Source organism: Hydrogenophaga sp. (assembly GCF_965657535.1).
In the GTDB taxonomy this organism is placed as follows: domain Bacteria; phylum Pseudomonadota; class Gammaproteobacteria; order Burkholderiales; family Burkholderiaceae_C; genus Hydrogenophaga.
The window spans coordinates 390,161-412,146 of the sequence record NZ_CBFHOP010000005.1 but is presented as its reverse complement, the minus strand read 5'-3'; the positions used below and the strand labels follow the sequence as shown (position 1 = coordinate 412,146).

Annotated in this window: 22 protein-coding genes; 7 read left to right on the top strand and 15 right to left on the bottom strand. The window is 62.5% G+C overall.

Features of this window, described 5'->3' with window-relative positions; all coding sequences use genetic code 11:
- Window positions 1-50: 50 nt before the first annotated feature.
- Entirely contained in the window at window positions 51-1,187 is a 1,137-nt protein-coding gene (gene moaA / locus ACTG4K_RS11470) for a GTP 3',8-cyclase MoaA (protein WP_439114339.1), read from the bottom strand.
- 82 nt (window positions 1,188-1,269) lie between these two features.
- Window positions 1,270-2,091, bottom strand: a complete 822-nt coding sequence (locus tag ACTG4K_RS11465) for a metal-dependent hydrolase (RefSeq protein WP_439114338.1) — start codon at window positions 2,089-2,091, stop codon at window positions 1,270-1,272.
- A 135-nt stretch (window positions 2,092-2,226) separates the two neighbouring features.
- On the opposite strand from ACTG4K_RS11465, the gene ACTG4K_RS11460 reads away from it, so the two are divergent.
- Window positions 2,227-2,853, top strand: a complete 627-nt coding sequence (locus ACTG4K_RS11460; protein ID WP_439114337.1) for a TetR/AcrR family transcriptional regulator — start codon at window positions 2,227-2,229, stop codon at window positions 2,851-2,853.
- 85 nt (window positions 2,854-2,938) lie between these two features.
- Here the strand turns inward: ACTG4K_RS11460 and ACTG4K_RS11455 are convergent, their stop codons facing one another.
- Window positions 2,939-4,999, bottom strand: a complete 2,061-nt coding sequence (locus tag ACTG4K_RS11455; protein WP_439114336.1) for a sodium-translocating pyrophosphatase — start codon at window positions 4,997-4,999, stop codon at window positions 2,939-2,941.
- Window positions 5,000-5,302: 303 nt separating this feature from the next.
- On the opposite strand from ACTG4K_RS11455, the gene ppa reads away from it, so the two are divergent.
- Window positions 5,303-5,839: an inorganic diphosphatase gene (gene ppa / locus ACTG4K_RS11450; RefSeq protein ID WP_439114335.1), complete on the top strand. Its 537-nt coding sequence runs from the start codon at window positions 5,303-5,305 to the stop codon at window positions 5,837-5,839.
- Between the two features lie 92 nt (window positions 5,840-5,931).
- Here ppa and ACTG4K_RS11445 read toward each other — a convergent pair whose 3' ends face one another.
- The 6 genes from ACTG4K_RS11445 to ACTG4K_RS11420 form a co-directional block, all read right to left on the bottom strand.
- On the bottom strand, window positions 5,932-6,336 hold the full coding sequence (locus tag ACTG4K_RS11445; RefSeq protein ID WP_439114334.1) for a bactofilin family protein: 405 nt from the start codon (window positions 6,334-6,336) through the stop codon (window positions 5,932-5,934).
- A 4-nt stretch (window positions 6,337-6,340) separates the two neighbouring features.
- Window positions 6,341-6,811, bottom strand: a complete 471-nt coding sequence (locus ACTG4K_RS11440; protein WP_439114333.1) for a hypothetical protein — start codon at window positions 6,809-6,811, stop codon at window positions 6,341-6,343.
- A 57-nt stretch (window positions 6,812-6,868) separates the two neighbouring features.
- A complete protein-coding gene (locus ACTG4K_RS11435) occupies window positions 6,869-7,462 on the bottom strand; it encodes a bactofilin family protein (protein ID WP_439114332.1) in 594 nt (197 codons plus the stop codon).
- Window positions 7,463-7,482: 20 nt separating this feature from the next.
- The gene (locus ACTG4K_RS11430) at window positions 7,483-7,923 is read right to left on the bottom strand and encodes a bactofilin family protein (RefSeq protein ID WP_439114331.1); all 441 of its coding nucleotides are present in this window, start codon (window positions 7,921-7,923) and stop codon (window positions 7,483-7,485) included.
- Entirely contained in the window at window positions 7,914-8,231 is a 318-nt protein-coding gene (locus ACTG4K_RS11425; RefSeq protein WP_439114330.1) for a hypothetical protein, read from the bottom strand. Before ACTG4K_RS11425 ends, ACTG4K_RS11430 begins: the two co-directional genes overlap by 10 nt.
- 86 nt (window positions 8,232-8,317) lie before the next feature.
- Window positions 8,318-9,724 (bottom strand): GNAT family N-acetyltransferase, encoded by a 1,407-nt coding sequence (locus ACTG4K_RS11420; protein WP_439114329.1) that lies wholly within the window; start codon window positions 9,722-9,724, stop codon window positions 8,318-8,320.
- Between the two features lie 103 nt (window positions 9,725-9,827).
- On the opposite strand from ACTG4K_RS11420, the gene ACTG4K_RS11415 reads away from it, so the two are divergent.
- Window positions 9,828-11,525: an NAD+ synthase gene (locus tag ACTG4K_RS11415; RefSeq protein WP_439114328.1), complete on the top strand. Its 1,698-nt coding sequence runs from the start codon at window positions 9,828-9,830 to the stop codon at window positions 11,523-11,525.
- A 23-nt stretch (window positions 11,526-11,548) separates the two neighbouring features.
- On the opposite strand, the gene ACTG4K_RS11410 is transcribed toward ACTG4K_RS11415, so the two are convergent.
- Genes ACTG4K_RS11410 through ACTG4K_RS11400 form a run of 3 tightly spaced genes read right to left on the bottom strand, consistent with a single transcriptional unit; the run spans window position 11,549 to window position 15,830 of the window.
- Window positions 11,549-12,745 (bottom strand): efflux RND transporter periplasmic adaptor subunit, encoded by a 1,197-nt coding sequence (locus ACTG4K_RS11410; RefSeq protein ID WP_439114327.1) that lies wholly within the window; start codon window positions 12,743-12,745, stop codon window positions 11,549-11,551.
- Window positions 12,746-12,747: 2 nt separating this feature from the next.
- Window positions 12,748-15,105, bottom strand: coding sequence for an ABC transporter permease (locus ACTG4K_RS11405; RefSeq protein WP_439114326.1), 2,358 nt, complete (start codon window positions 15,103-15,105; stop codon window positions 12,748-12,750).
- A complete protein-coding gene (locus ACTG4K_RS11400) occupies window positions 15,102-15,830 on the bottom strand; it encodes an ABC transporter ATP-binding protein (RefSeq protein WP_439114325.1) in 729 nt (242 codons plus the stop codon). Before ACTG4K_RS11400 ends, ACTG4K_RS11405 begins: the two co-directional genes overlap by 4 nt.
- A 141-nt stretch (window positions 15,831-15,971) precedes the next feature.
- On the opposite strand from ACTG4K_RS11400, the gene ACTG4K_RS11395 reads away from it, so the two are divergent.
- Entirely contained in the window at window positions 15,972-16,310 is a 339-nt protein-coding gene (locus ACTG4K_RS11395; protein WP_304840000.1) for a P-II family nitrogen regulator, read from the top strand.
- 14 nt (window positions 16,311-16,324) lie between these two features.
- On the opposite strand, the gene ACTG4K_RS11390 is transcribed toward ACTG4K_RS11395, so the two are convergent.
- The 3 genes from ACTG4K_RS11390 to ACTG4K_RS11380 are packed head-to-tail and all read right to left on the bottom strand — an operon-like array spanning window position 16,325 to window position 17,961.
- Window positions 16,325-16,912 (bottom strand): TIGR00730 family Rossman fold protein, encoded by a 588-nt coding sequence (locus ACTG4K_RS11390; protein ID WP_439114324.1) that lies wholly within the window; start codon window positions 16,910-16,912, stop codon window positions 16,325-16,327.
- Window positions 16,913-16,934: 22 nt separating this feature from the next.
- Complete coding sequence (locus tag ACTG4K_RS11385) at window positions 16,935-17,333, bottom strand: diacylglycerol kinase (RefSeq protein WP_439114323.1); 399 nt, start codon at window positions 17,331-17,333, stop codon at window positions 16,935-16,937.
- A 19-nt stretch (window positions 17,334-17,352) separates the two neighbouring features.
- Window positions 17,353-17,961: an RDD family protein gene (locus tag ACTG4K_RS11380; protein WP_439114322.1), complete on the bottom strand. Its 609-nt coding sequence runs from the start codon at window positions 17,959-17,961 to the stop codon at window positions 17,353-17,355.
- 325 nt (window positions 17,962-18,286) lie between these two features.
- On the opposite strand from ACTG4K_RS11380, the gene ACTG4K_RS11375 reads away from it, so the two are divergent.
- The 3 genes from ACTG4K_RS11375 (at window position 18,287) to ilvC (ending at window position 21,884) form a co-directional block, all read left to right on the top strand.
- Window positions 18,287-20,068, top strand: a complete 1,782-nt coding sequence (locus tag ACTG4K_RS11375) for an acetolactate synthase 3 catalytic subunit (RefSeq protein ID WP_439114321.1) — start codon at window positions 18,287-18,289, stop codon at window positions 20,066-20,068.
- A gap of 164 nt (window positions 20,069-20,232) precedes the next feature.
- Window positions 20,233-20,724 (top strand): acetolactate synthase small subunit, encoded by a 492-nt coding sequence (gene ilvN / locus ACTG4K_RS11370; protein ID WP_439114320.1) that lies wholly within the window; start codon window positions 20,233-20,235, stop codon window positions 20,722-20,724.
- Between the two features lie 143 nt (window positions 20,725-20,867).
- A complete protein-coding gene (ilvC, locus tag ACTG4K_RS11365) occupies window positions 20,868-21,884 on the top strand; it encodes a ketol-acid reductoisomerase (RefSeq protein WP_439114319.1) in 1,017 nt (338 codons plus the stop codon).
- The last annotated feature ends 102 nt before the right edge of the window (window positions 21,885-21,986 follow it).

Below are 21,986 nucleotides of genomic sequence, written 5' to 3'. Positions count from 1 at the left end.
GCTGGGCCGGCTGTGCCGGACGGCAGGTGGTGCCCCCTCGGGGGGAGTCTTCAGCCACCGATGTAGCTCATCTCGACACGCCGCCCTCCGGTGGAGGCGTCGGGCGGCAGGCTGGCTCGCAGCTCGGAATAGCGGTCGCTGCGGCCTTGCCATATGGCGGCAATGGCGCTGGCCAGCTGCTCGTCGGTGGCGTCGCCGCGCACCAGGGGTTTGAGGTCGTGGCCTTGGTTGGCAAACAGGCACAGGTAAAGCTTGCCCTCGGTGGACAGGCGGGCGCGGTTGCAGTCGCTGCAAAAAGCCTGCGTCACGCTGCTGATGACGCCGATTTCTCCGGCGCTGGCGTCGTGCTGGCCGTTGGCGTCGGCATAGCCCCAGCGCTCGGCGGTTTCCCCCGGTGCTGACGGCTCCAACTGCACCAGCGGCAGTTCGCTGTGAATGTGCCTCACCACCTCGGCGCTGGGCATCACCTCGTCCATGCGCCAGCCGTTGGTGGCGCCTACGTCCATGTACTCAATGAAGCGCAGCACAATGCCGGTGCCCTTGAAGTGGCGCGCCATGGGCAAAATTTCGTGGTCGTTGGTACCGCGTTTGACCACCATGTTGACCTTGATCGGCCCCAGCCCCGCCGCTCGCGCTGCCTCGATGCCGCGCAGCACGTCGGCCACCGGAAAGTCCACATCGTTCATGGCCCGGAAAACCGTATCGTCCAGCCCGTCCAGGCTGACGGTGACGCGCTGCAGCCCTGCGGCCTTGAGCGATGCGGCTTTGCGTTCCAGCAACGAACCGTTGGTGGTCAGGGTGATGTCCAGCGGTTTGCCTTCCAATGTGCGCAGGGCCGCCAGTTGCTCGATCAGGATTTCAATGTTTTTGCGCAGCAGTGGCTCACCACCGGTGAGTCGGATTTTTTGCACGCCATGGGCGACAAACTGCTTCGCCAAGCGGGTGATTTCTTCGAAACTGAGCAGTGCGCTGTGTGGGAGGTAAGGGTAGTCCTTGTCAAAGACCTCTTTGGGCATGCAATAGCTGCAGCGGAAGTTGCAGCGGTCGGTCACGCTGATGCGCAGGTCGCGCAGCGGGCGACCCAACTGGTCGCCCAGCAGGCCGGTGGCCGCAATCGGCACAGAAGGAATGGCGGCAGAGCGCGAGGCCGTGCGCTGGTCTACCAGAGGAATGACGCGTTCAGACATGATGCGATTATGGGCGACACCTGCGCTTAGCGAGGGGACGCGCCCATAGACACTGGGGTTTCACCCGAGGGATGAAGCTCGCTCAGGCAGAACCAACCCGGGTGTACAGGTTGGCGTTTTGCTCCAGCCAGGTTTCAGACAAATCGCTCGACTGCTGGCTGGGGTGAAAGTCTGCACGGAAGTAAGCCCGCCAGGGCTGCAAGCTCAGGCGCAGCAGGCCCTGGCGGCCGAGCATGTGGTGCCAGCCGCTTTGCCAGGTGCTCCAGCGCCACAGCGTGCCGTCGCGCCTGAGGTTGTTCACGGTCTGGCGCAGGGTGTCGGTCAGAAAAATCAGGGTGACGCGGCGCATCCATTTCACGCGCCAGGCATGGCTGCCGCCGAGTGCCTGGTACAGGTCGAAGGCGGTGCATTTGTGCTCAGCCTCTTCGGCGCTGTGCCACAGCCACAGGGCTTTAAGTCGAGGTTCGCAGCCATCCAGCCGCTGCGGGTGTGCCAGCATCCATTCGGCGAACAGGGCGGTGAAGTGCTCGTTGGCTGCGGTGATGGCCAGTCCGTGGCGCGGATCGCTGCCTTCCACCAGACTCAAGCGCACGCGAGCCCTGGGTTCCCATTCGTTGACCAGACCATGTTTTTCGATTTGGGCGTTGAACAGCGCGTGGATGCGGCGGTGCGTGGCCTCCTGGCCCACGAACCCTTGTACCTCGGTTTTGAAATGGGTTTGTTGGCCATCCGGCAGCGCTTTGAATCCGGCTCGCACCGAATCGATGAAAAATTGCTCGCCCACAGGAAAGCTCATGGACAGGGCGTTGAACCACGCCGTCAGGAACGCGTCACCGTTACACCAGTGACGTGGCACCGGTTTTTCCAGGTCGATCAACAAGCGGCGGACGGTGAGTTCGGTCATGGGTGCGATGCTTTTTGACTGGTACCTTGTAGTACCGATAGCCGGATGTTGCACCCCTGGAGCCGGCCTGTCAACGGGGAAAGCCCGCCGCGCACTGTCAGCCAGGTGCAGCCTGTGCCACCTAAGATTGAGCGCATGAACACAGTCGAAACGCTCGATCACCCCCAAGAACTGGAGCCTGTGCACCGCACGCGCCTGCTTCAGGCCATGGCCACTGTGTCGGCCGGCAAAGGTCTGGCGTTGACCACCATCGCCGACATCGTGCGGGAGGCGGGGGTTTCAAAACGCACCTTTTATGAGCATTTCGCCAGCAAGGAAGCCTGTTTTTTGGCGCTGTACCGTGCTGCCAGTGCGTCGGCGTTGCGCACCCTGCGTGAAGCGCTCAAGCCTGATCGGCCGTGGCAGACCCAGATTGAGCATGCGCTGCTGGCGTATTTTGAGCATCTGGCAGCGGGGCCGGGCCTGGTTCGGGTGCTGTTCATTGACATTCACCACCTCGGCCCCGAAGGGCTTCGTGCGCGCCGCGATGTCATGCAGCAGTTGGCCAATTTCATGGTCGCCACCGTGAACGGCGCAGCCTTGCCAAGCGCTGCTCCGCTGCGCGCCCTTTCACCGGCCATGGCGATGGCGGCGGTGGGCGGCATCAACGAACTGGTGCTGCAGGCCATTGAGCATGGGCAGGCTGCCGAGCTGAAAAAACTCACGCCTTGCGCGGGTGAAATCGTGCGGGCGCTGACACACGCCGATCTCGCCGGGCTTTGAAGCCGGTTGGCGCCGTTTGGATCGACCATCCCCGAAAGCAAAACGGCCCGCATGAGCGGGCCGTTGGTCTTTCAGCAGAGCGGCATCACACCATGGGCAGCAAAGGCACGATCAGCAGCGCCACGATGTTGATGATCTTGATCAATGGGTTGATGGCTGGGCCGGCGGTGTCTTTGTAGGGGTCACCCACGGTGTCGCCGGTCACGGCGGCCTTGTGCGCTTCGCTGCCCTTGCCGCCGTGGTGGCCGTCTTCAATGTATTTCTTGGCATTGTCCCAAGCGCCGCCACCGGTGCACATGGAAATGGCCACAAACAGGCCGGTGACGATGGTGCCCATGAGCAAACCGCCCAGCGCTTTGGGCCCCAGGAAAATGCCCACGAGGATGGGCACCACCACCGGGAGCAACGAGGGAATCACCATTTCCTTGATGGCTGCGGTGGTCAGCATGTCGACCGCGCGGCCGTATTCGGGCTTGGCCGTGCCGTCCATGATGCCGGGGATCTCTTTGAACTGGCGGCGCACCTCGACCACCACCGCGCCGGCGGCTCGGCCTACGGCTTCCATCGCCATGGCGCCAAACAGGTAGGGGATCATGCCGCCAATGAACAGCCCAACGATTACCATCGGATCGCTCAGGTCGAACGTGATCTGGTGTCCGTAGGTCTCCAGCTTGTGGGTGTAGTCGGCAAACAGCACCAGAGCCGCCAGTCCAGCCGAGCCGATGGCGTAGCCCTTGGTCACCGCCTTGGTGGTGTTGCCCACGGCGTCCAGCGGGTCGGTCACATCGCGCACGCTGCTCGGCAGCTCAGCCATTTCGGCGATGCCACCGGCGTTGTCGGTGATGGGCCCGTAAGCGTCAAGCGCCACCACAATGCCGGCCATGCTCAGCATCGACGTGGCCGCAATGGCAATGCCGTAAAGCCCGGCGAGCTGGTACGAAGCCAGAATGCCGACGCACACAAACAGCACCGGCCAGGCGGTGGACCGCATGGAAACGCCTAGGCCGGCAATGATGTTGGTGCCGTGTCCGGTGGTGGAAGCCTGTGCAATGTGCTTGACCGGTGAGTACTGGGTGCCGGTGTAGAACTCGGTGATCCAGACCAGCGCGGCGGTGAGCACAAGGCCCACGGCGCAAGCGCCCCACAGGCGCAGCTGGCTACCGTCGGCGCTGATGGCGTTGTCCGGCATGATCCAGGCGGTGGCAAACCAGAACGCAATGAGCGAGAGCACACCGGCAATGGCCAGGCCCTTGTACAGCGCAGGCATCACGTTTTTCATGCCCGGGCTGGCCTTCACAAAAAAGCAGCCAATGATGGAAGCGATGATGGAAACGCCACCCAGCACCAGGGGGTACAGCACCGCCTGCATGGGCGCGGCAGACACCATGAGTGCGCCCAGCACCATGGTGGCAATCAGCGTGACCGCATAGGTTTCAAACAGATCGGCGGCCATACCGGCGCAGTCGCCCACGTTGTCGCCCACGTTGTCGGCAATCACCGCCGGGTTGCGGGGGTCGTCTTCCGGAATGCCGGCTTCCACCTTGCCCACCAGATCGGCACCCACGTCAGCGCCCTTGGTGAAGATGCCGCCGCCCAGACGCGCAAAGATGGAAATGAGCGACGAGCCAAACGCGAAGCCGATCAGGGGGTTGAGCAGCTTGGCCAGGTCTTTGTCGGGTGTGAGGTTGCCGTTGCCCACCAGAAACCAGAAGAAGCCCGCCACGCCTAGCAAGCCCAGGCCCACCACCAGCATGCCGGTGATGGCGCCGCCGCGAAACGCCACGTCCAGCGCCGGGCCAATGCCTCGGGTGGCGGCCTGGGCAGTGCGCACGTTGGCCCGTACCGAAATGTTCATGCCAATGAAGCCGCAGGCACCCGAGAGCACCGCGCCCAGCACAAAGCCCACAGCGCTTTGACCATCCAGAAAAACACCAATGAGAACCGCCAGCACCACACCGACGATGGCGATGGTTTTGTATTGCCGGGCAAGGTAGGCGGCAGCGCCAGTTTGAATGGCCCCGGCAATTTCCTGCATGCGGTCGTTGCCCGCGTCCTGCGAAAGAATCCAGCTGCGGGACCAGAAGCCGTAGGCTACCGCCACCAGTCCGCACACCAGCGCAAATATCAGCGCAGATTGTCCAACCATGTATTTCTCCTGCTCGTTTTGACTTGGAGGGGGCAACGCCTTTGGGTCATCCCCGCTGCGTTGCTTCCTCGTGTCCTCGTGCACTCGCTTTCAGGCGAGCGTGCAGGGCGATTGGCCAACGTACCAAATTTAGCGGGTATTGCGGTCGCTGGGTACCGCTTGCGCGACGGAAGTAAGTCTGGAATCAGTAAAATCAGGGTAAATCCTAGGCGCCGCAGGGTCCACACCGTCATGTGGCCCGCGCTACGGCGCCAAGGTGCCCCAAGGGCCGATCCGTTTTCAACCAACCTTCAGACTCACAACATGTCCCTCGACAACGTCACCCCTGGAAAAAATGTCCCCGACTCGTTCAACGTGATCATTGAGATCCCGATGAACGCCGACCCGATCAAGTACGAAGTGGACAAAGAAACCGGCGCGATTTTTGTCGATCGTTTCATGAGCACGGCCATGCACTACCCGACCAACTACGGTTACGTGCCCAAGACCCTGTCGGGTGACGGGGACCCGGTGGATGTGTTGGTGATCACGCCCGTGCCGCTGATTCCGGGCGTGGTGGTGCCATGCCGCGCCATCGGTATTCTGAAAATGCAGGACGAAGCCGGCGAAGACGGCAAAGTGCTGGCGGTGCCGATCGACAAGATCTTGTCGATTTACACCCAGTGGCAAAAGCCAGAAGATCTGAACCCCATGCGCCTGAACACGATTCAGCACTTCTTTGAGCACTACAAAGACCTGGAGCCAGGCAAGTGGGTGAAGGTGATTGGCTGGGAAGGCAAAGACGCTGCCCACAAGGAAATCACCGACGGCATTGAGGCCTACAACAAAGCCCAAGGCTGATCACGTAGCGCTTCAGGCTCCAAGAAAGCGCCTGTGCGGGCAACCGCACAGGCGCTTTTTTCTTGGTCAGATCGGCCGGCTTGGCGGTTCGATCAAGACGCCGCTGCGTCGATGTCGCCACGGTACTCGATCTTGCCCCGCACCCTCGCCCGCGGATGCATGTCGATCATTTCGTCGTAGCTGGCGTCGCCAATCAAGGTGGCAGAGCCGGTGATTTCCAGCGCCTTGCGCGCGATCACCGTACCGATGACCTTGCCCTCGATGAACACGTAGTCGGCTTCCAGGCGGGTGTTTTCAATCACGCCGGTGGCGCCCACATGCAGCGTGCCACCACTCTCAAACGTGATGTTGCCTTTGAGCACGCCATCCACCTTGATCCCTTGGTCGCGGGTGGTGTTGAAGTTGCCGTCAAACACGGCGCCCTCGGCAATCAGGCTGGTGATGGCGCTCAGGCGCTCGACGGGCACCAGGCGGGTGGTGGCGGGTTTTTGGCTCATGGGGTCAGGGCTCCTTGCTGTGCAACCAGTTTTCGGGTTTGAGAGAGAGATCTTGTACAGCGTCTGTGGTAACCGGCGAGGCGCTTGCTGCAGGCGGTGCGGTGCGGCTTGGCGACCAACCCGGCTCCAGACGCAGTGTGATGGCGTCGGTGGCCGGGTATGCTGCCTCTGCTGCTGGCACAAGCGGCGCAGCTGCTGGAGCAGCCAAGGGTGCGAGCGTGTCCAGTCTTGTCGTTGCCAGCGCCTGATGCAGGCCGGGCAGCAGCCAGAGCCCCACGGCCACAGCCGCGGTGAGCACCAGCAGCAAGGGCAGGCCATAGCGCCAAAAGCCCCACACCAGCCAGCGCATCGCCACCCGGAGCCGGCCCACGCGCCGGTCGCGCCGCCAGCTGGCTTGCAGCGCCATCTGTAGCAGCGCCTGGGCATCGGGCACGGTGGCTGACGCGGTGGGCATGTTGGCCGTTGCGGCGGACATGTCGGGTGGAGCCGAGCGCGACCACTGCATGGTTATCCGTCAGGCTGGTCGGCGGGTTCAGTGACCACCGCCGCTGGGTGCTACGCGCTCCAGCGTCGCGTTCAGGTCTGCACCATTGACTTGAATGCGACCGTAGCGCACCAATCCGTGCACGCTGGCGGTGTCGTGTAGGCTCACTTCGCCCTGACCCGAGTCCAGGATGCCGTCGGTGTGCCCCATGACGGAAATTTTTTGCGCTGTGATGTCACCCTTGACCCTTCCAGTCTCGGTGACCACCACCGAAACCACGGCACCAGGGGCCTGCGTCAGGTTCCCTTCCACCGTGCCTGCAACACTGCATGGGCCGCGCAGCTCGGCATGGCCTATGAAGTGCAGCCCCTCCGCGATCTTGCTGCAAGCTTGGCCAATGTCGCTGTTTTCGCTGGACATGACCGACTGCACCTGGGGGTGCAATACCGGCATTTGGGCCGGCTGGGTCGGCGGCATGGCGTTGCCCACACCCACTTCAAGCACGTGGTTGGAGCGGCTCCCCTCGTCTGCATCTCCCGCTTGGGGTTCTGCATCGAAAGGTTCTTCGTTAGGGTGCATTGTCTGGTTGTCCATGTCCTGTTCCAGGTGGCGGTCGGGGTGGAGGTAGCGGTCGGCTTTCATGGTGGGTCGGCTCCTTCCGCTCAAGGCTGGTCAGGCAGCACGTCGTGCAGCACCGGGAAGTTGTCACCCTTTTTAAGTGTCTTGAATGGGCCTTGCAAGTCGGCACCCTCGTAGAGTTGCAGCCGCCTGGCCATGAGCGTGCCAGTGGAGACCCCAGTTTTCGAGACGTAAGCCATGCCTTGGCATTCCAGACTGGTTTCGTGGGCGCTGGCGCCGGCAGCACCCAAGCAACCAAAAAGGTAGGTGTCGCCTGACACCCGAACGCGACCGCGCACGATGCCGCCGGTCCAGACGATCAAACGGCCATTGACGCGGATGTTGCCTGCAATTTCACCTTGCACCAGCAAACCACCCTCAAAGTTCAAATCGCCACTCAGTTGACTGCCCGCCGCGACCCGGTTCACCACGTTCATGGCAATGGGGTCGATGGTGAGCGTGTCTTGCGGGGTTTTTACCTCCATTGCAGGAGCCCCCAGAAAACCACCGTGGCCAGCAGGCTGGACAGCCCAAGCACGGCCAGCCACAGCGCGTGGCGTTCCAGCCAGCGCCGCCCTCGGCCTGGGCGATGGCGCGGCTGGCCGATGCGGTCACTGGCGTGGGTCATCAAGATCCAGTCTTTCCAGACTTGGCTCAAGCGGGTTTCGGCGCCGAGCATGTTGACCTTAATCCCCGCGGTTTCGACACGGCCTGGATCAAGCTGGCGTCCTAGCAGCACCGAAAAAGGTGCGCCCACGATGGTCTGGGTGAAAAAGGCGTCGGTATCGTTCATGCTCGCGCTAGTTTATAGAGCAGCTAGCGCGTCCCGAGGCCTGGGCTTTAGACGCGCTCATGAAAGTTGCTGCCTTGAGCAGCTTGTCACGCTTTGCTGGGTGGCCCAAGCGCTTGCTGCACCGCAGCGATGCTCTTCATCGGGTTGCGCTGCGCCAGATGGTCCAGGTATTGCTGTATGCCTTGGTCTTCTCGTTCAAGAAAGCGCTCTACCGCGTCGGCGAAAGACGGATGGTCCAGCCAGTGGGCGCTCGTGGTCTTGACGGGCAGCAACGCACGCGCCATCTTGTGCTCACCCTGCGCGCCGCCTTCGAAGCGGGTGTACCCATGGGCGATGCACCAGGCCAGGGGTTGGTAATAGCACGCTTCAAAGTGCAAGCAGTCCACGCGCTCGAGCGCACCCCAGTAGCGCCCGTATGCCACGCCCGCTTGCGCGTCGATTCCGATGAGGCTGGTGGCCATGGGATTGCCGTCACGCTCGGCAACGAAAAGCAGCCAATGCTCGGGCATGGTCTGCGCCATGCGCTGAAAGAAATCCCGGTTCAGGTAGGGTGCGTTGCCGTGTTCCCGGTAGGTGCGTTCGTAGCAGCGGTAGAAAAAGCCCCAGTCCGCTGCCGATATCGCAGTGCCCAACGACCAGCGGAACACCACGCCCGCTTCGGCCACCTTGCGCCGCTCTTGCCGGATTTTTTTTCGCTTTTCCTGCTGCAGGCTGGCTAGGAAGTGGTCGAAATCTTGAAATGGCTGCGGCGCGGCGCCAGCAAGGCCAGCCCCCTCTGGGAGCGTGGGGGCCACAGGCCGCAGCGCCGGACCGCCCCAAGCAAGGTCAGCCCCCTCGGGGGGCAGCGAACCACGCGCAGCGGGGAGCGTGGGGTCCACAGGCCGCAGCGCCGGGCCACCCCAAGCAAGGTCAGCCCCCTCGGGGGGCAGCGAACCACGCGCAGCGGGGAGCGTGGGGGCCACATTCTTCCAGTGAAATTGCACCGTGTGCCGCAGCATCATGCCTGCGGCTTCGCAGGCCGCCACGTCTTGCGGCTGTGCAAACAGCAGGTGCAACGACGACAGGTTTTCTTGGCGGGCATGATCAATGAGCGCTTGCACCAGCGCGGTTCGAGCTTGCGGGTGGGTGGCCAGCAACCGGGCACCGGGTACCGGAGTGAACGGCACGGCCACCAGGGCCTTGGGGTAGTAGTCGAGCCCGTGTTGGGCGTAGGCATTGGCCCAGGCCCAGTCAAACACGTATTCGCCGTACGAATGGTTCTTCAGGTACATGGGGCATGCCGCTTGCAAGTCGTCGCCTTGCCAAAGGGTGACAAACTGGGCTTGCCAGCCTGACGGGTGTTGTGCGCAGCCGCTGGCATGCAGGGCCACCAGGTAGGCATGGCTCATGAAGGGGCTGGGATCGGTTTCTCTGGCCAGCAGCTCGTTCCAGGCTTCGGCGGGTATGTCCAACGGTGAAGAAAAGACCCGGGTGACATAATTAGATGCGCTCATTTTCTGCCCTCAAATGCCTGCTTGTTCGGGCCGTTGCTGGGTTGGTGACGCACCGGTGTTGATGCCCCTTCCATTGATCGATTTCGTTCCTCTTCCAGACCGCATGACACTTCCAATTTGCGTGGCCCAGCTCAACTTTGTGGTGGGCGACATGGCGGGCAATGCCCAAAAAATCATAGACGCTGCACGCCAAGCGCATGCACGCGGCGTGCGGGTGTTGCTGACGCCGGAGCTGGCGCTCAGCGGTTACGCAGCCGAAGATCTGTACCTGCGGCCCGCGTTCATCGACGCCTGTGATGATGCCCTGAAATCCATTGCCCTTCAGACCGCAGGACTCCAAGGCCTGCACATCGTGGTGGGCCATCCGGCGCGCGTGGTGGAGCCCGGCACGGGTGCCCGGCGCGAACGCAGCGTGTCGGTGGCGCAGCTGCACAACGCAGCCAGCGTGGTGCTGAACGGGCAGGTGACCCACACCTACGCCAAGCGCGAGCTGCCCAACTACCAGGTGTTTGATGAGCGGCGGTATTTCGTCCCCGGCCAAGACGTGTGTGTGTTTGATGTGGACACCGCTGACGTCGCGCCGGTGCGGCTGGGTTTGCTGATCTGTGAAGACGCCTGGTTTGACCTACCTGCAGCGCAGGCGAGGGCCGCAGGTGCAGAGCTGCTGGTGGTCATCAACGCTTCGCCATTTCACACCGGTAAAGGTGGTGAGCGCGAGGCGACGATGCGCGCGCGCGCGCAGGCCACCGGCTTGCCGCTGGTGTACGCGCACTTGGTGGGCGGGCAAGACGAAATCGTGTTTGAAGGGCGCAGTTTCGTGTTGGCCGCCGACGGCGCGCTGGCGGGCCGTGCCGTGAGTTTTGAAGAAACGCTGTTTGACTGCACGTTTCAGCGCCAAGGCGCCGGCTGGACCATTGAAGCCAGCACCGACCGCGATCACAGTGCCGATGCCGACCTGTGGCACGCCCTGGTGCTGGGCGTGCGGGACTACATTGGCAAAAATGGTTTTCCCTCGGCTCTGCTGGGTTTGTCGGGCGGTATCGATTCGGCGCTGGTGTTGGCGATTGCGGTGGATGCACTGGGCAAGGATCGGGTGCGCACAGTGATGATGCCCTCGCCTTACACGGCCGACATTTCATGGATTGACGCGCGGGACATGGCCGAACGCCTGGGCGTGCGTTACGACGAAATCGACATCGCGCCGCAGTTCGAAGCCTTCAAAGCCAGCCTGGCGAGCGAATTTGCCGGTCTGCCCGAAGACACCACCGAAGAAAACCTGCAGGCCCGTATCCGCGGCACTTTGCTGATGGCGCTGTCCAACAAATTTGGCGGCATCGTGCTGACCACGGGCAACAAGAGCGAAATGGCCACCGGTTACTGCACGCTGTACGGCGATATGGCCGGCGGTTTTGCCGTGATCAAAGACGTGGCCAAGACGGTGGTGTTTCGCCTGGCGCGCTGGCGCAATGCGCACGACCCCTACGGCACCGGCGCCAACCCGATTCCCGAGCGCATCATCACGCGGCCACCCAGCGCCGAGCTGCGGGCCGACCAGAAAGACCAGGACAGTCTGCCCGAATACGACGTGCTCGACGGGATCATTGAACGCTACATGGAAGACGACCAGAGCCCGGCCCAGATCGTGGCGGAGGGCTTCAACGCTGCCGACGTGGACAAAGTGGTGCGGCTGATCCGCATCAACGAATACAAGCGGCGCCAGGCCCCGGTGGGCGTGCGGGTGACGCACCGCAGCTTTGGCAAAGACTGGCGCTACCCGATCACCAGTCAATACCGGGCATGAACGCGCCCGTCTGAAACGGGCCCTCAGGGCCGGTGTATGCGTGCGCCGTCGGCCAGTTCGCGGGGCGGGTGGATCACCAGCGTATCCCCCTCGGACAGGCCTTTCACGATCTCCGTCTGGCCGCTGCCTTGCAGGCCCGCGTCCACCGCCGTGAGGTGGGCCTTGCCGGCCTCCATCCGAAACACCCAAGCCCCGCCGTTGTGCCGAAACACGGCGCTGCTGGGCGCATGCAGGGTATCTGCCACCTCGCGCAGGACAAATCGCGCATGCACACGGTAGGCCTCGCCCAGGCGTGCCCACTGTTCGTGCGGGCTGGTGATGTCGATGACCACCCAGACCCGCTGCTCCTCAACGCCGAGAGCCGACGTTTTGGTGAAAGCGCCGGGGTCCACCCGCCGCACTTTGCCCTGCAGGGCAGGGCCGTCGCCCCACCGCAGCAGCGCTACCGCCATCCCGTGCTGTATTTGCACCGCGTCGGACGACAACACGTCCACGGTCACCTCCAGTGCGGCGGGGTCGCCAATGTCAAGCAAGGTCTCGCCAGGCAGCACCGGACGGGCGCTTTCGACTGGGCGCCTGAGCACCACGCCATCCACGGGTGACGTGATGTGCAGGGCCGACGCCGACGGGCCGCCGGGGCCGCCCAGTGCCAGCGCGGCGCGGGCGGCTTCAAGCTGGTGGGCCGCCGTGGCCTGTCGGAAGCGGGCGCTCTGCGCATGCAGGTCGTCGCGCTGCCAGCCGGTTTCGGCGGCCAGCAGGCCCTGAGCTGACACCATGCCTTGTGCGGCCATCGGGCGCAGGCGCTCCAGCTCGACCAGCGCTTGCGCCGCACTGGCTTGGGCCGAACGGGCTTCGGCCTGGGCTGCTTGCAGCTGCGCCTGCGCAGCGGCGAGTCGGGCGGTGGCCTCCTTGCGGCTGCGTGCATCCAGCGTGGGCGCAGCCACGGGGTCCAGCGTGACCAGCACCTGCCCGGCGCGCACCACATCACCGGGCGCCAGGCCGATGCGTCGGGCCATGGCCGCCACCGGTGAGGTGATGGCGTACGGCTCGCGCAGGCGGGTGCGGCCTTCTGCTTCCAGCGTCTGGTTCACGGTTCCGCGCTGCACGGTGGCGGTGTCCACCTTCTGGCTGTCAGGCCACAAGGCCATCAGGGCCAGCGCCAGCGCCACCAGGAACAACAGCGCGTAACGAAACCAGCGGGCGGTTGGGATGTGCTTCATATTCATTCCCGTGTTTTCAAAATGGCCACCAGGTCCAGCTGGTCGAGCCGGCGCAGCACCAGCCAGGCGGACAAGCCTGCTGCAACCAGCAACACCGCGCCCGCCATGGCGAAACCCGACGGCAGCAGCACCAGCGGAATGCGGTACAGGTCCGACTGCATGCCCCAGACCAGCAGGGCGCTCATCCCAAAACCCATGGCAAAACCGGGCAGCAGGGCCAGCAGGGTGAGTGTGCCCAGCTCGCCCAGCAGCAGGCCGCGCACTTCGTGCCGGGTGTAGCCCAAAATCCGCAGGCTGGCGAGGTCTCGTGAGCGCTCGGCCAGGGTGATGCGCGCGGCGTTGTAAACCACCCCGGCCGCCATGCTGGTGGCCATCAGTGTGGCAACAAGGGTGAACGTCAAAATATTTTCGGCCATGGTGTCTCGAAAGCTGGCGATGCTGGCGTTGCGGTCGCTCACGGCCGCGACCCGTGGGCGCTCGCGCAGCGCCGCCACCACCGCAGGGCGGGCCTCAGCGGGCACCTTGAGCCAGCTGCCCGAGACCAGGTCGCCGTCCTGGCGCAGCCGGTTGAGCCAGGTGCGTTGGGCATAGGCACCCACGCCCAGGTATTCGGTGACCGTTGCCGCCAGCGGCAGTTGCAGCGTTTCACGGCGTCCATCCAGAAACTCTACGTCCAGCAGGTCGCCGGGCCGAACAGCCAGCACATCGGCCAAATAGTCGGTCAGCAACAGGCCTTCAGCCGGTACGCGCACCGGTTGGAGCGCAGCGTCGAGCACGCGTTTGAGATCGGCGGATTCGCTCATGCCTTGCAAGGCGGTGGTGTAGCTGCGGTGGCCGTTGCGCAGTTTCACGGCGCTGACACGAAAGCCCTCAGCAGTTTGCACGCCGGCAATGGACCGCAGTTCGTCGATGACCCGAGCGCTCGCAGGCTCGGCCAGAGTAACCGTGAGGTCGTCGCGTTGAGCCAGTCCAAACTGCACGGCAATCATTTCCTCGATGGCATCGCGCTGCAGGTTGGACATCACCAAGATGCCGCAAGCCATGCCCATGCCCAACACCGACATGAGCGAGCGCAAAGGGCGACGCTCCAGGTTGCGCACCACCATGCGGGCGGCGGCGTCCAGCAACTGGCCACCGCCCAGGCGTTCGGTAAGCGTGCGCCGGTACACCGCAGGCGCTTCGGGGCGCATGCCCTCGGCTGGCGACAGGTAAAACACACGCAACAAGCCCTGGGCTGTACCCAGCGCGGCCGCGACCAACCCGAAGCCCACCGCCAGGGCCCATACCACCGGCTGCACCGACCATTCCAGAAATGGGAACCTGTAGAAGTCCATGTACAGATCGGCCATGCCACGGCCCATCCACGCGCCCAGCGCTACGCCGGGCAACACGCCCACGCCCACCATGAGCAGCACCAGTTGGGCGTAATGCAACCCCACTTCCCAGCGGCTGTAGCCAAACGCCTTGAGCACCGCAATCTGCCCGCGCTGGGTGCCGATCAGGCGGCCGATCACCACGCTCAGCAAAAAGGCCGATACCGCCAGAAAAATACCACTGAACAGCCGGCTCATGGTGTGGAGCTGCTTGAGTTCTTCGTCCAGAAACCGGTGCGACATTTGCAGCGCGCGGTTGTGCGCGCCCAGGCCGCCGTAGGGCCTCAGCAGGCGGTCCAGCGGGTCAATGACCCCGTGGGCTGCGGCTTCAGGCATCAGCCGAATGCTCAGTTGGTTGAACGCACCATCAAGATCAAACGCGCGCGCCAGCGCTTCTCGCCGCATCCACACAATGGCAAAGCGCTCGAAGTCGGGGAACACGTCGCCCGCGCGTATCTGGTAAACGAATTCCGGTGACAAGCCCACACCGCTGACCGTGACCCGCTGGCGGCGCCCGTTTACGATGGCGGTGAAGCCATCGCCGGGGTGCAGACCGTGGGCCTGCGCAAATGCTTCGCCTACCACCACCTCCCAGGCCTGCTCGGGCCGGCGCCCTTCACGCAGGTAGAGCTGGTTCAGGTCGTCGTCACCCGGTTCAGGCAGCGATACCACCTGTGCCGTGACCGCCTGGTCGTACCCATCGACCTCCAGGTTCACGCCCGCCACAATGCGCGCTTGTGCCTGCGCGACGCCGGGCAAAGCACTAACCTCTTGCAGCAAGTTCAGCGGCGCGCGCTTGAGTACCACGAACACATCGGCGAACCGGTAGGTTTCGTAAAATCGCGCACGCGTATCAGACAAGGCCTGGTGGTTGGTCACCGCCATCACCATGGTCGCAATGCCGCCAATGACCACCAAGGCAATAGCCAGCGACTGTCCGCGCAGCTGCCAAAAATCGCGCCATAGCTTGCGGTGCAGCGCTTTCACCAGCGCAGCTCCGCTGCGGCCCGGGGCACCGCGTTGCGTTCCTCGCGTGCAATCGAGCCATCGCTCAAGTAGATCACCCGGTTGGCCATGGCCGCGATGCTCACGTTGTGCGTGATGATCACCGTGAGCGCGCCGGTTTCCCGGTGTATGTGCTCCAGCGCCTGCAACACCAGCACACCGGTGGCTGAGTCCAGGGCGCCAGTGGGTTCGTCGCACAACAGCACGGCCGGGCGTTTGGCAATGGCGCGGGCAATCGCCACGCGCTGTTGCTCCCCACCCGAGAGCTGTGCCGGGAAATGGTGCCTGCGGTCGGCCAGCCCCACCAGCGCCAAGGCATCCAGCGCGGGCATGGGGTCGCTGGCAATGTCGGTGACCAGCTCCACGTTTTCCAGCGCCGTCAGGCTGGGTATGAGGTTGTAAAACTGAAAAACAAACCCCACTGAGGAACGCCGAAAACGGGTCAGGGCGTCTTCGTCGGCACAGGTGAGCTCGTGCCCCTGGCAAACCACCTGACCATTGGTGGGCGCATCCAAGCCGCCCAGAATATTCAGCAAGGTGGACTTGCCGCTGCCCGAAGCGCCCAGCAGCACCACGAATTCACCCGCGTACAAGTCGAGATCCACACCGCGCAGTGCCTGCACGGTGACCTCACCCATGGTGTAAGTCTTGGTGAGCCCGCGTGCACGAAACACCGGCATGGGTGAGGTCTTGGGCAGTGGCTCCATGCCCGCAACTTACCCGTGATCACCCGCCCTGCGGTTGATCGAGAACAAGCGCTGTGCAGAGAGTCTGAGTGCCGTGCACCGGTGCGGTGCGCGTGATACATTTTTGGCTTCCTAGTTACCCCGCACCCTGGAGCCGTTCGCATGAAGCAAATCACCGCCATCATCAAGCCATTCAAGTTGGAAGAGGTGCGCGAGGCCTTGGCAGAGCAGGGCGTGACCGGTCTGACCGTGACCGAAGTGAAGGGCTTTGGCCGCCAGAAGGGCCACACCGAGCTGTACCGCGGTGCCGAATACGTGGTCGACTTTTTGCCGAAAGTCAAACTGGAGGTGGTGGTCAAGTCCGACGACGTGGACCGCTGCGTTGACGCCATCATCCGCGCCGCTCACACCGGGAAAATTGGCGACGGCAAGATTTTTGTCACCTCGGTGGAGCGTGTGGTGCGTATTCGCACCGGGGAAGAGGACGAAACGGCGGTCTGATCCCGCCGCTGGGTTCAGATGGCGTCCAGCCGTGCAACGGGTGACAGGCCAGCCGCTTGCACCAGTTCGGGCAGCAACTGTAGCGCGTTGGCGCTCACGCGAATCAGATCCATCTGCCAAGGGCTCATGAATGCTTGCTCGACGCCCGTCTTCAAAAAAGTCAGCAGTCCGTCGTAATAACCCGTCTCGTTGAGCAGGCCAATGGGTTTGTCGTGGTAGCCCAGCTGGCGCCACGTCCACACCTCAAAAAATTCTTCAAATGTGCCGATGCCGCCAGGCAGCGCCAAAAAGGCATCGGCGTGTTCGGCCATCAGGCGTTTGCGCTCGTGCATGGTGTCCACCACATGCAGTTCGGTGCAGTTGTTTTTGGCCCATTCCTTTTCCACCAAAGCTTTTGGAATGATGCCAATCACGCGGCCACCGGCGTCCAGCGTGGCCTGCGCGGTAATACCCATCAGACCATTGCTGCCGCCGCCGTACACCAGCTGACCGCCGTGGCTGCCGATCCAGTGGCCAACGGCCCGTGCCGTGTCTGCGAACGCTGGGCGGGCACCAGGGCGGGATCCGCAATACACACAAATTGAAAAGTTGGGGGTGTTCATCGAACAGTGAGGCGTTGGAAATTTAGAAAAAACGGGCCCAAAGCGCTGCGGCCCAGACGCCCGCACACAGGACCAGACTGAGCAGCACGGCCGCACTGCCCATGTCCTTGGCTCGCTTGGACAGTGGGTGCCATTCGGGGCCAATGCGGTCTATGGCAGCCTCGATGCCGGAATTGAGCAGCTCAACAATCATCACCATCAGCACCACACCCGCCAGCAGCACGACCTCGACCCAGGTCTGGCCGACCCAGGGTGCAAGCGGTAACAGCACCGCCGAAGCCACGGCTTCCTGCCTGAAGGCGGTTTCCCTCAGGCCTGCACGCAAACCCGCGAGCGAATAGCCGAAGGCATGCCACACGCGAACCAGCCCCTTGCGGTGCTTTTGCGCATCGGTCGCTTCTTCTGTCGTGTCCTGCTGCATGGGTTGATGGCTGTGCATTTCAGAAGGGCCAGAGCTTGCGGCGCTTGGCGGGTACGTCAGGCTTGTAATGCACCAGCCGCGTGCCTGCCAGCGCATCGTGCAAAAACTGGCGCTGCGGATGAAACCGCGCCAGCAGTGCCCAGACAGCAACCCAGCCGAGCACGATCACGGTCAGCTCGCCGCCCGGCAAACTGAAATACCCGCCAGCGGCCAGTGGCGGCAGAACCCACATCCACGCCCACAAATACCGCAAAAATGCCCTAGGCCGGGTGAGTGCGCGCCCCTGGCGGTCCACCACGCGGATATGCCAAGTTTTCATGGCCAATGTCTGGCCTTTAGACCAGAACCAGCTGAAGTAAAGCGCCAACAGCAAGAAAATGTAGGCCTGCAGGGCGTAGCGGTTGTTGACTGCGTCTTGCAAGCCTGCAAGCGACGGCACAAGGTGCCCGATGGCAAACACCAGCCCAAACACAAAAAGCCCGGTTCCAAAGACCACCCCGAACAACAGCGCTCCTTCGTACAGCCAGCAAGCCATGCGGCGCGTCAGCGGTGGTGCTGTGCGATGGCCTCTATGCGTTTCGTCTGGGGCAGTGGGTGGTGCGGTGCTCGCAGCAGGTGTCGTGGTCATGGTTGCGAATGGATTACGTCAAGGGTGCCGGCTGGGACTGAAGCCAGCCTTAAGCCACGGCTCGCCAGGCGGCAAAGATCGGGTGGGATTCTCGCATTGCAGCAAAACTGGCACATTTTCCTGCGGGCCTGTAGCTATGTTTGGAAAAACGGCCATGCTGCAGTGCGATAATGCGAGCTGCAATCAAAACACGGCAAACGGGTCAAGGTCCGGCGGGGTATGCGTCCGCTCATGTCCATTGGCCTCAAGTCTCAACACCGCTTCACAAGAGTAGGCGCAGAGGCACCCAAGGTTTTTCGTCAGAGAAATTCTCGAAAGGTTCATCATGGAAATCAACAAGGCCGAACTGGCCTCAGCCGCTGCCGCCACCCCATCTGGCACAGCCACTCAAGATCTTCGCGGCGCAGAGATTCTCGTCAAGGCCTTGCAGGCCGAAGGCGTCAAATACATCTGGGGTTACCCCGGTGGTGCTGTGCTGCACATTTACGACGCTTTCTACAAGCAAGACACCATTCAGCACGTGCTTGTGCGCCACGAGCAAGCCGCCGTGCACGCGGCCGATGGCTACGCACGCGCCACGGGGGAGGTGGGCGTGTCCCTGGTGACGTCAGGCCCCGGCCTGACCAACGCTGTAACCGGCATCGCCACCGCCTACATGGACAGCATCCCCATGGTGATCATCAGTGGTCAGGTGCCGACCGCTGCGATCGGCCTGGATGCTTTCCAGGAATGTGACACCGTTGGTATCACGCGCCCTATCGTGAAACACAACTTTCTGGTGAAAGATGTGCGCGACATGGCCATGATCATGAAGAAGGCGTTTCACATTGCCCGTACCGGTCGCCCCGGCCCTGTCGTGGTGGACATTCCGAAGGACGTGTCCTTCAACAAAACCGCCTATGCAGGCTACCCCGAGTCGGTTGAAATGCGCTCGTACAACCCGGTGCGCAAGGGTCACGGTGGTCAGATTCGCAAGGCCTTGCAGTTGCTGCTTTCAGCCAAGCGACCCTACATCTACACCGGTGGCGGCGTGCTGCTCGGCAATGCGGTGCAAGAGTTGCGCACCCTGGTGGATCTGCTGGGCTACCCCGTTACCAACACGCTGATGGGATTGGGCGCTTATCCCGCGTCTGACAAGAAGTTTCTGGGCATGCTGGGCATGCACGGCACCATCGAAGCCAACAACGCGATGCAAAATTGCGATGTCTTGCTGGCTGTGGGCGCGCGTTTTGATGACCGTGTGATTGGCAACCCCAAGCATTTTGCGTCGGTGGACCGCAAAATCATTCACATCGACATTGATCCCTCGAGCATTTCCAAGCGCGTCAAGGTCGACGTGCCGATCGTCGGCGACGTGAAAGACGTGTTGACCGAACTGATCAACATGGTGCGTGAGACCTCCGCCCGTGTCGAGCCGGCAGCGCTGGCTTCCTGGTGGGACACCATCGAGGCGTGGCGCTCGAAGGATTGCCTGAAATACGACCGTGGCAACACCGAGGTGATCAAGCCCCAGTACGTTGTGGAAACGCTCTGGAACATGACCAAGGACGCCGACGCCTACGTCACGTCCGATGTGGGGCAACACCAAATGTGGGCCGCCCAGTACTACCGTTTTGACGAGCCGCGCCGCTGGATCAACTCGGGCGGCTTGGGCACCATGGGCGTGGGCATTCCTTACGCCATGGGCATCAAACTGGCCAAGCCCGAGAGCGAAGTGTTCTGCGTGACCGGTGAAGGTTCGGTGCAGATGTGCATCCAGGAACTCTCCACTTGCTTGCAATACAACACGCCCATCAAGATCATGGCGCTGAACAACCGCTACTTGGGCATGGTGCGTCAGTGGCAGGAAATTGACTACGAAGGTCGCTACAGCCACAGCTACATGGACGCGCTGCCTAACTTCGTTAAGCTGGCCGAGGCTTATGGCCACGTGGGCATGCTGATCGAGCGGCCGCAGGACGTGGAGCCCGCTCTGCGCGAGGCTCGCAAGCTCAAGGATCGGACCGTGTTCATGGACTTCCGTACCGACCCCACCGAGAACGTGTTCCCGATGGTCAAGGCCGGCAAGGGCATCACGGAAATGTTGCTGGGTTCTGAAGACCTCTAAGACCTCCAACCCGCTTACTCTGCTGCAGGCCTGCAGCAGCCCCTGACGAATCTATTTGCAGCCAAGCCTGCGCATTACCGTGCGCAGGGGAGGGCTCAGAAAGCCATGCTTCTTGCGGCCGTTGTTGACCGACCATGGTCGCCGCAAAAAAGAGGAATCCAATCATGAAACATATCATTGCTGTCTTGCTCGAAAACGAACCGGGCGCGTTGTCCCGCGTGGTCGGGCTGTTTTCTGCCCGCGGCTACAACATCGAGTCGCTCACCGTTGCACCGACCGAAGACCCCAGCCTCTCACGCATGACGATCCAGACCACTGGGTCGGACGATGTGATTGAGCAGATCACCAAGCACCTGAACCGCCTGATCGAGGTGGTGAAGGTTGTTGACCTGACCGAAGGCGCCTACACCGAGCGTGAACTCATGATGGTAAAGGTGCGCGCGGTCGGCAAAGAGCGCGAGGAAATGAAGCGTATGGCGGACATCTTCCGTGGCCGCATCATCGATGTGACCGAGAAGAGCTACACCATTGAGCTCACTGGCGACTTGAGTAAAAACGACGCCTTCCTTGAAGCCATCGACCGCTCCGCCATTCTGGAGACGGTACGTACCGGCGCCAGCGGTATTGGCCGAGGTGAGAGAATCCTTCGCGTTTGAGTTTTTCAGGGCTCAGCCATTTGCCCGTTCGGGCTGAGCCTGTCGAAGCCTTGGTGTGTGCTGGCACCCACCGGGGTCCCGAGAGCCCTTCGACAGGCTCGCGAAGAACGGCACAACCCCCAAACCACCTACTGGAGCAAAAGATGAAAGTTTTCTACGACAAAGACTGTGACCTGTCCCTGATCAAGGGCAAAACCGTCGCGATCCTCGGTTACGGCAGCCAGGGTCACGCCCACGCACAAAACCTGAACGACAGCGGCGTGAAGGTCGTTGTGGGTCTGCGCAAGGGTGGTGCTTCGTGGGACAAGGTCGGCAAAGCCGGCCTGACCGTCATGGAAGTCGATGAAGCCGTCAAGGCCGCCGATGTGGTCATGATCCTCTTGCCCGACGAGATGATCGCAGAGGTCTACAACAACAACGTGGCCCCCAACATCAAGCAAGGCGCTTCGCTGGCCTTCGCACACGGCTTCAACGTGCACTACAACCAGGTCGTGCCCCGCGCCGATCTGGATGTGTGGATGGTGGCGCCCAAGGCCCCCGGCCACACCGTGCGCAACACCTACACCCAGGGTGGCGGCGTGCCTCATCTGGTCGCTGTGCACCAGGACAAGAGTGGCAAGGCCCGCGAACTGGCCCTGAGCTACGCCATGGCCAACGGTGGCGGCAAGGCCGGCATCATTGAGACCAATTTCAAGGAAGAGACCGAGACCGACTTGTTCGGCGAGCAGGCTGTTCTGTGCGGCGGCGCTGTGGAGCTGATCAAGATGGGCTACGAGACCCTGGTCGAAGCTGGCTACGCGCCCGAAATGGCCTATTTCGAGTGCCTGCACGAGCTCAAGCTCATCGTCGATCTGATCTACGAAGGCGGCATTGCCAACATGAACTACTCGATCTCCAACAACGCGGAGTTCGGCGAGTACGTGACCGGGCCTGAGGTCATCAATGAAGAGTCGCGCAAAGCCATGCGCAATGCGCTCAAGCGCGTCCAGAACGGTGACTACGCCAAGATGTTCATTCAGGAAGGTCGCCTGAACTACCCGAGCATGACCGCCCGCCGCCGCAACACCGCCGATCACCAGATCGAAGTGGTGGGTGCCCAGCTGCGCGCCATGATGCCCTGGATCGCCAAGAACAAGCTGGTTGACCAGACCCGCAACTGATTTCGTTGCGCACGAATGAACCAGCGGTCTCTTGAAACCGCTGGTCCAATCGACACAAGGCCACCTCGGTGGCCTTTTCTGTTTGCGGCGCTAGCTTGTTGC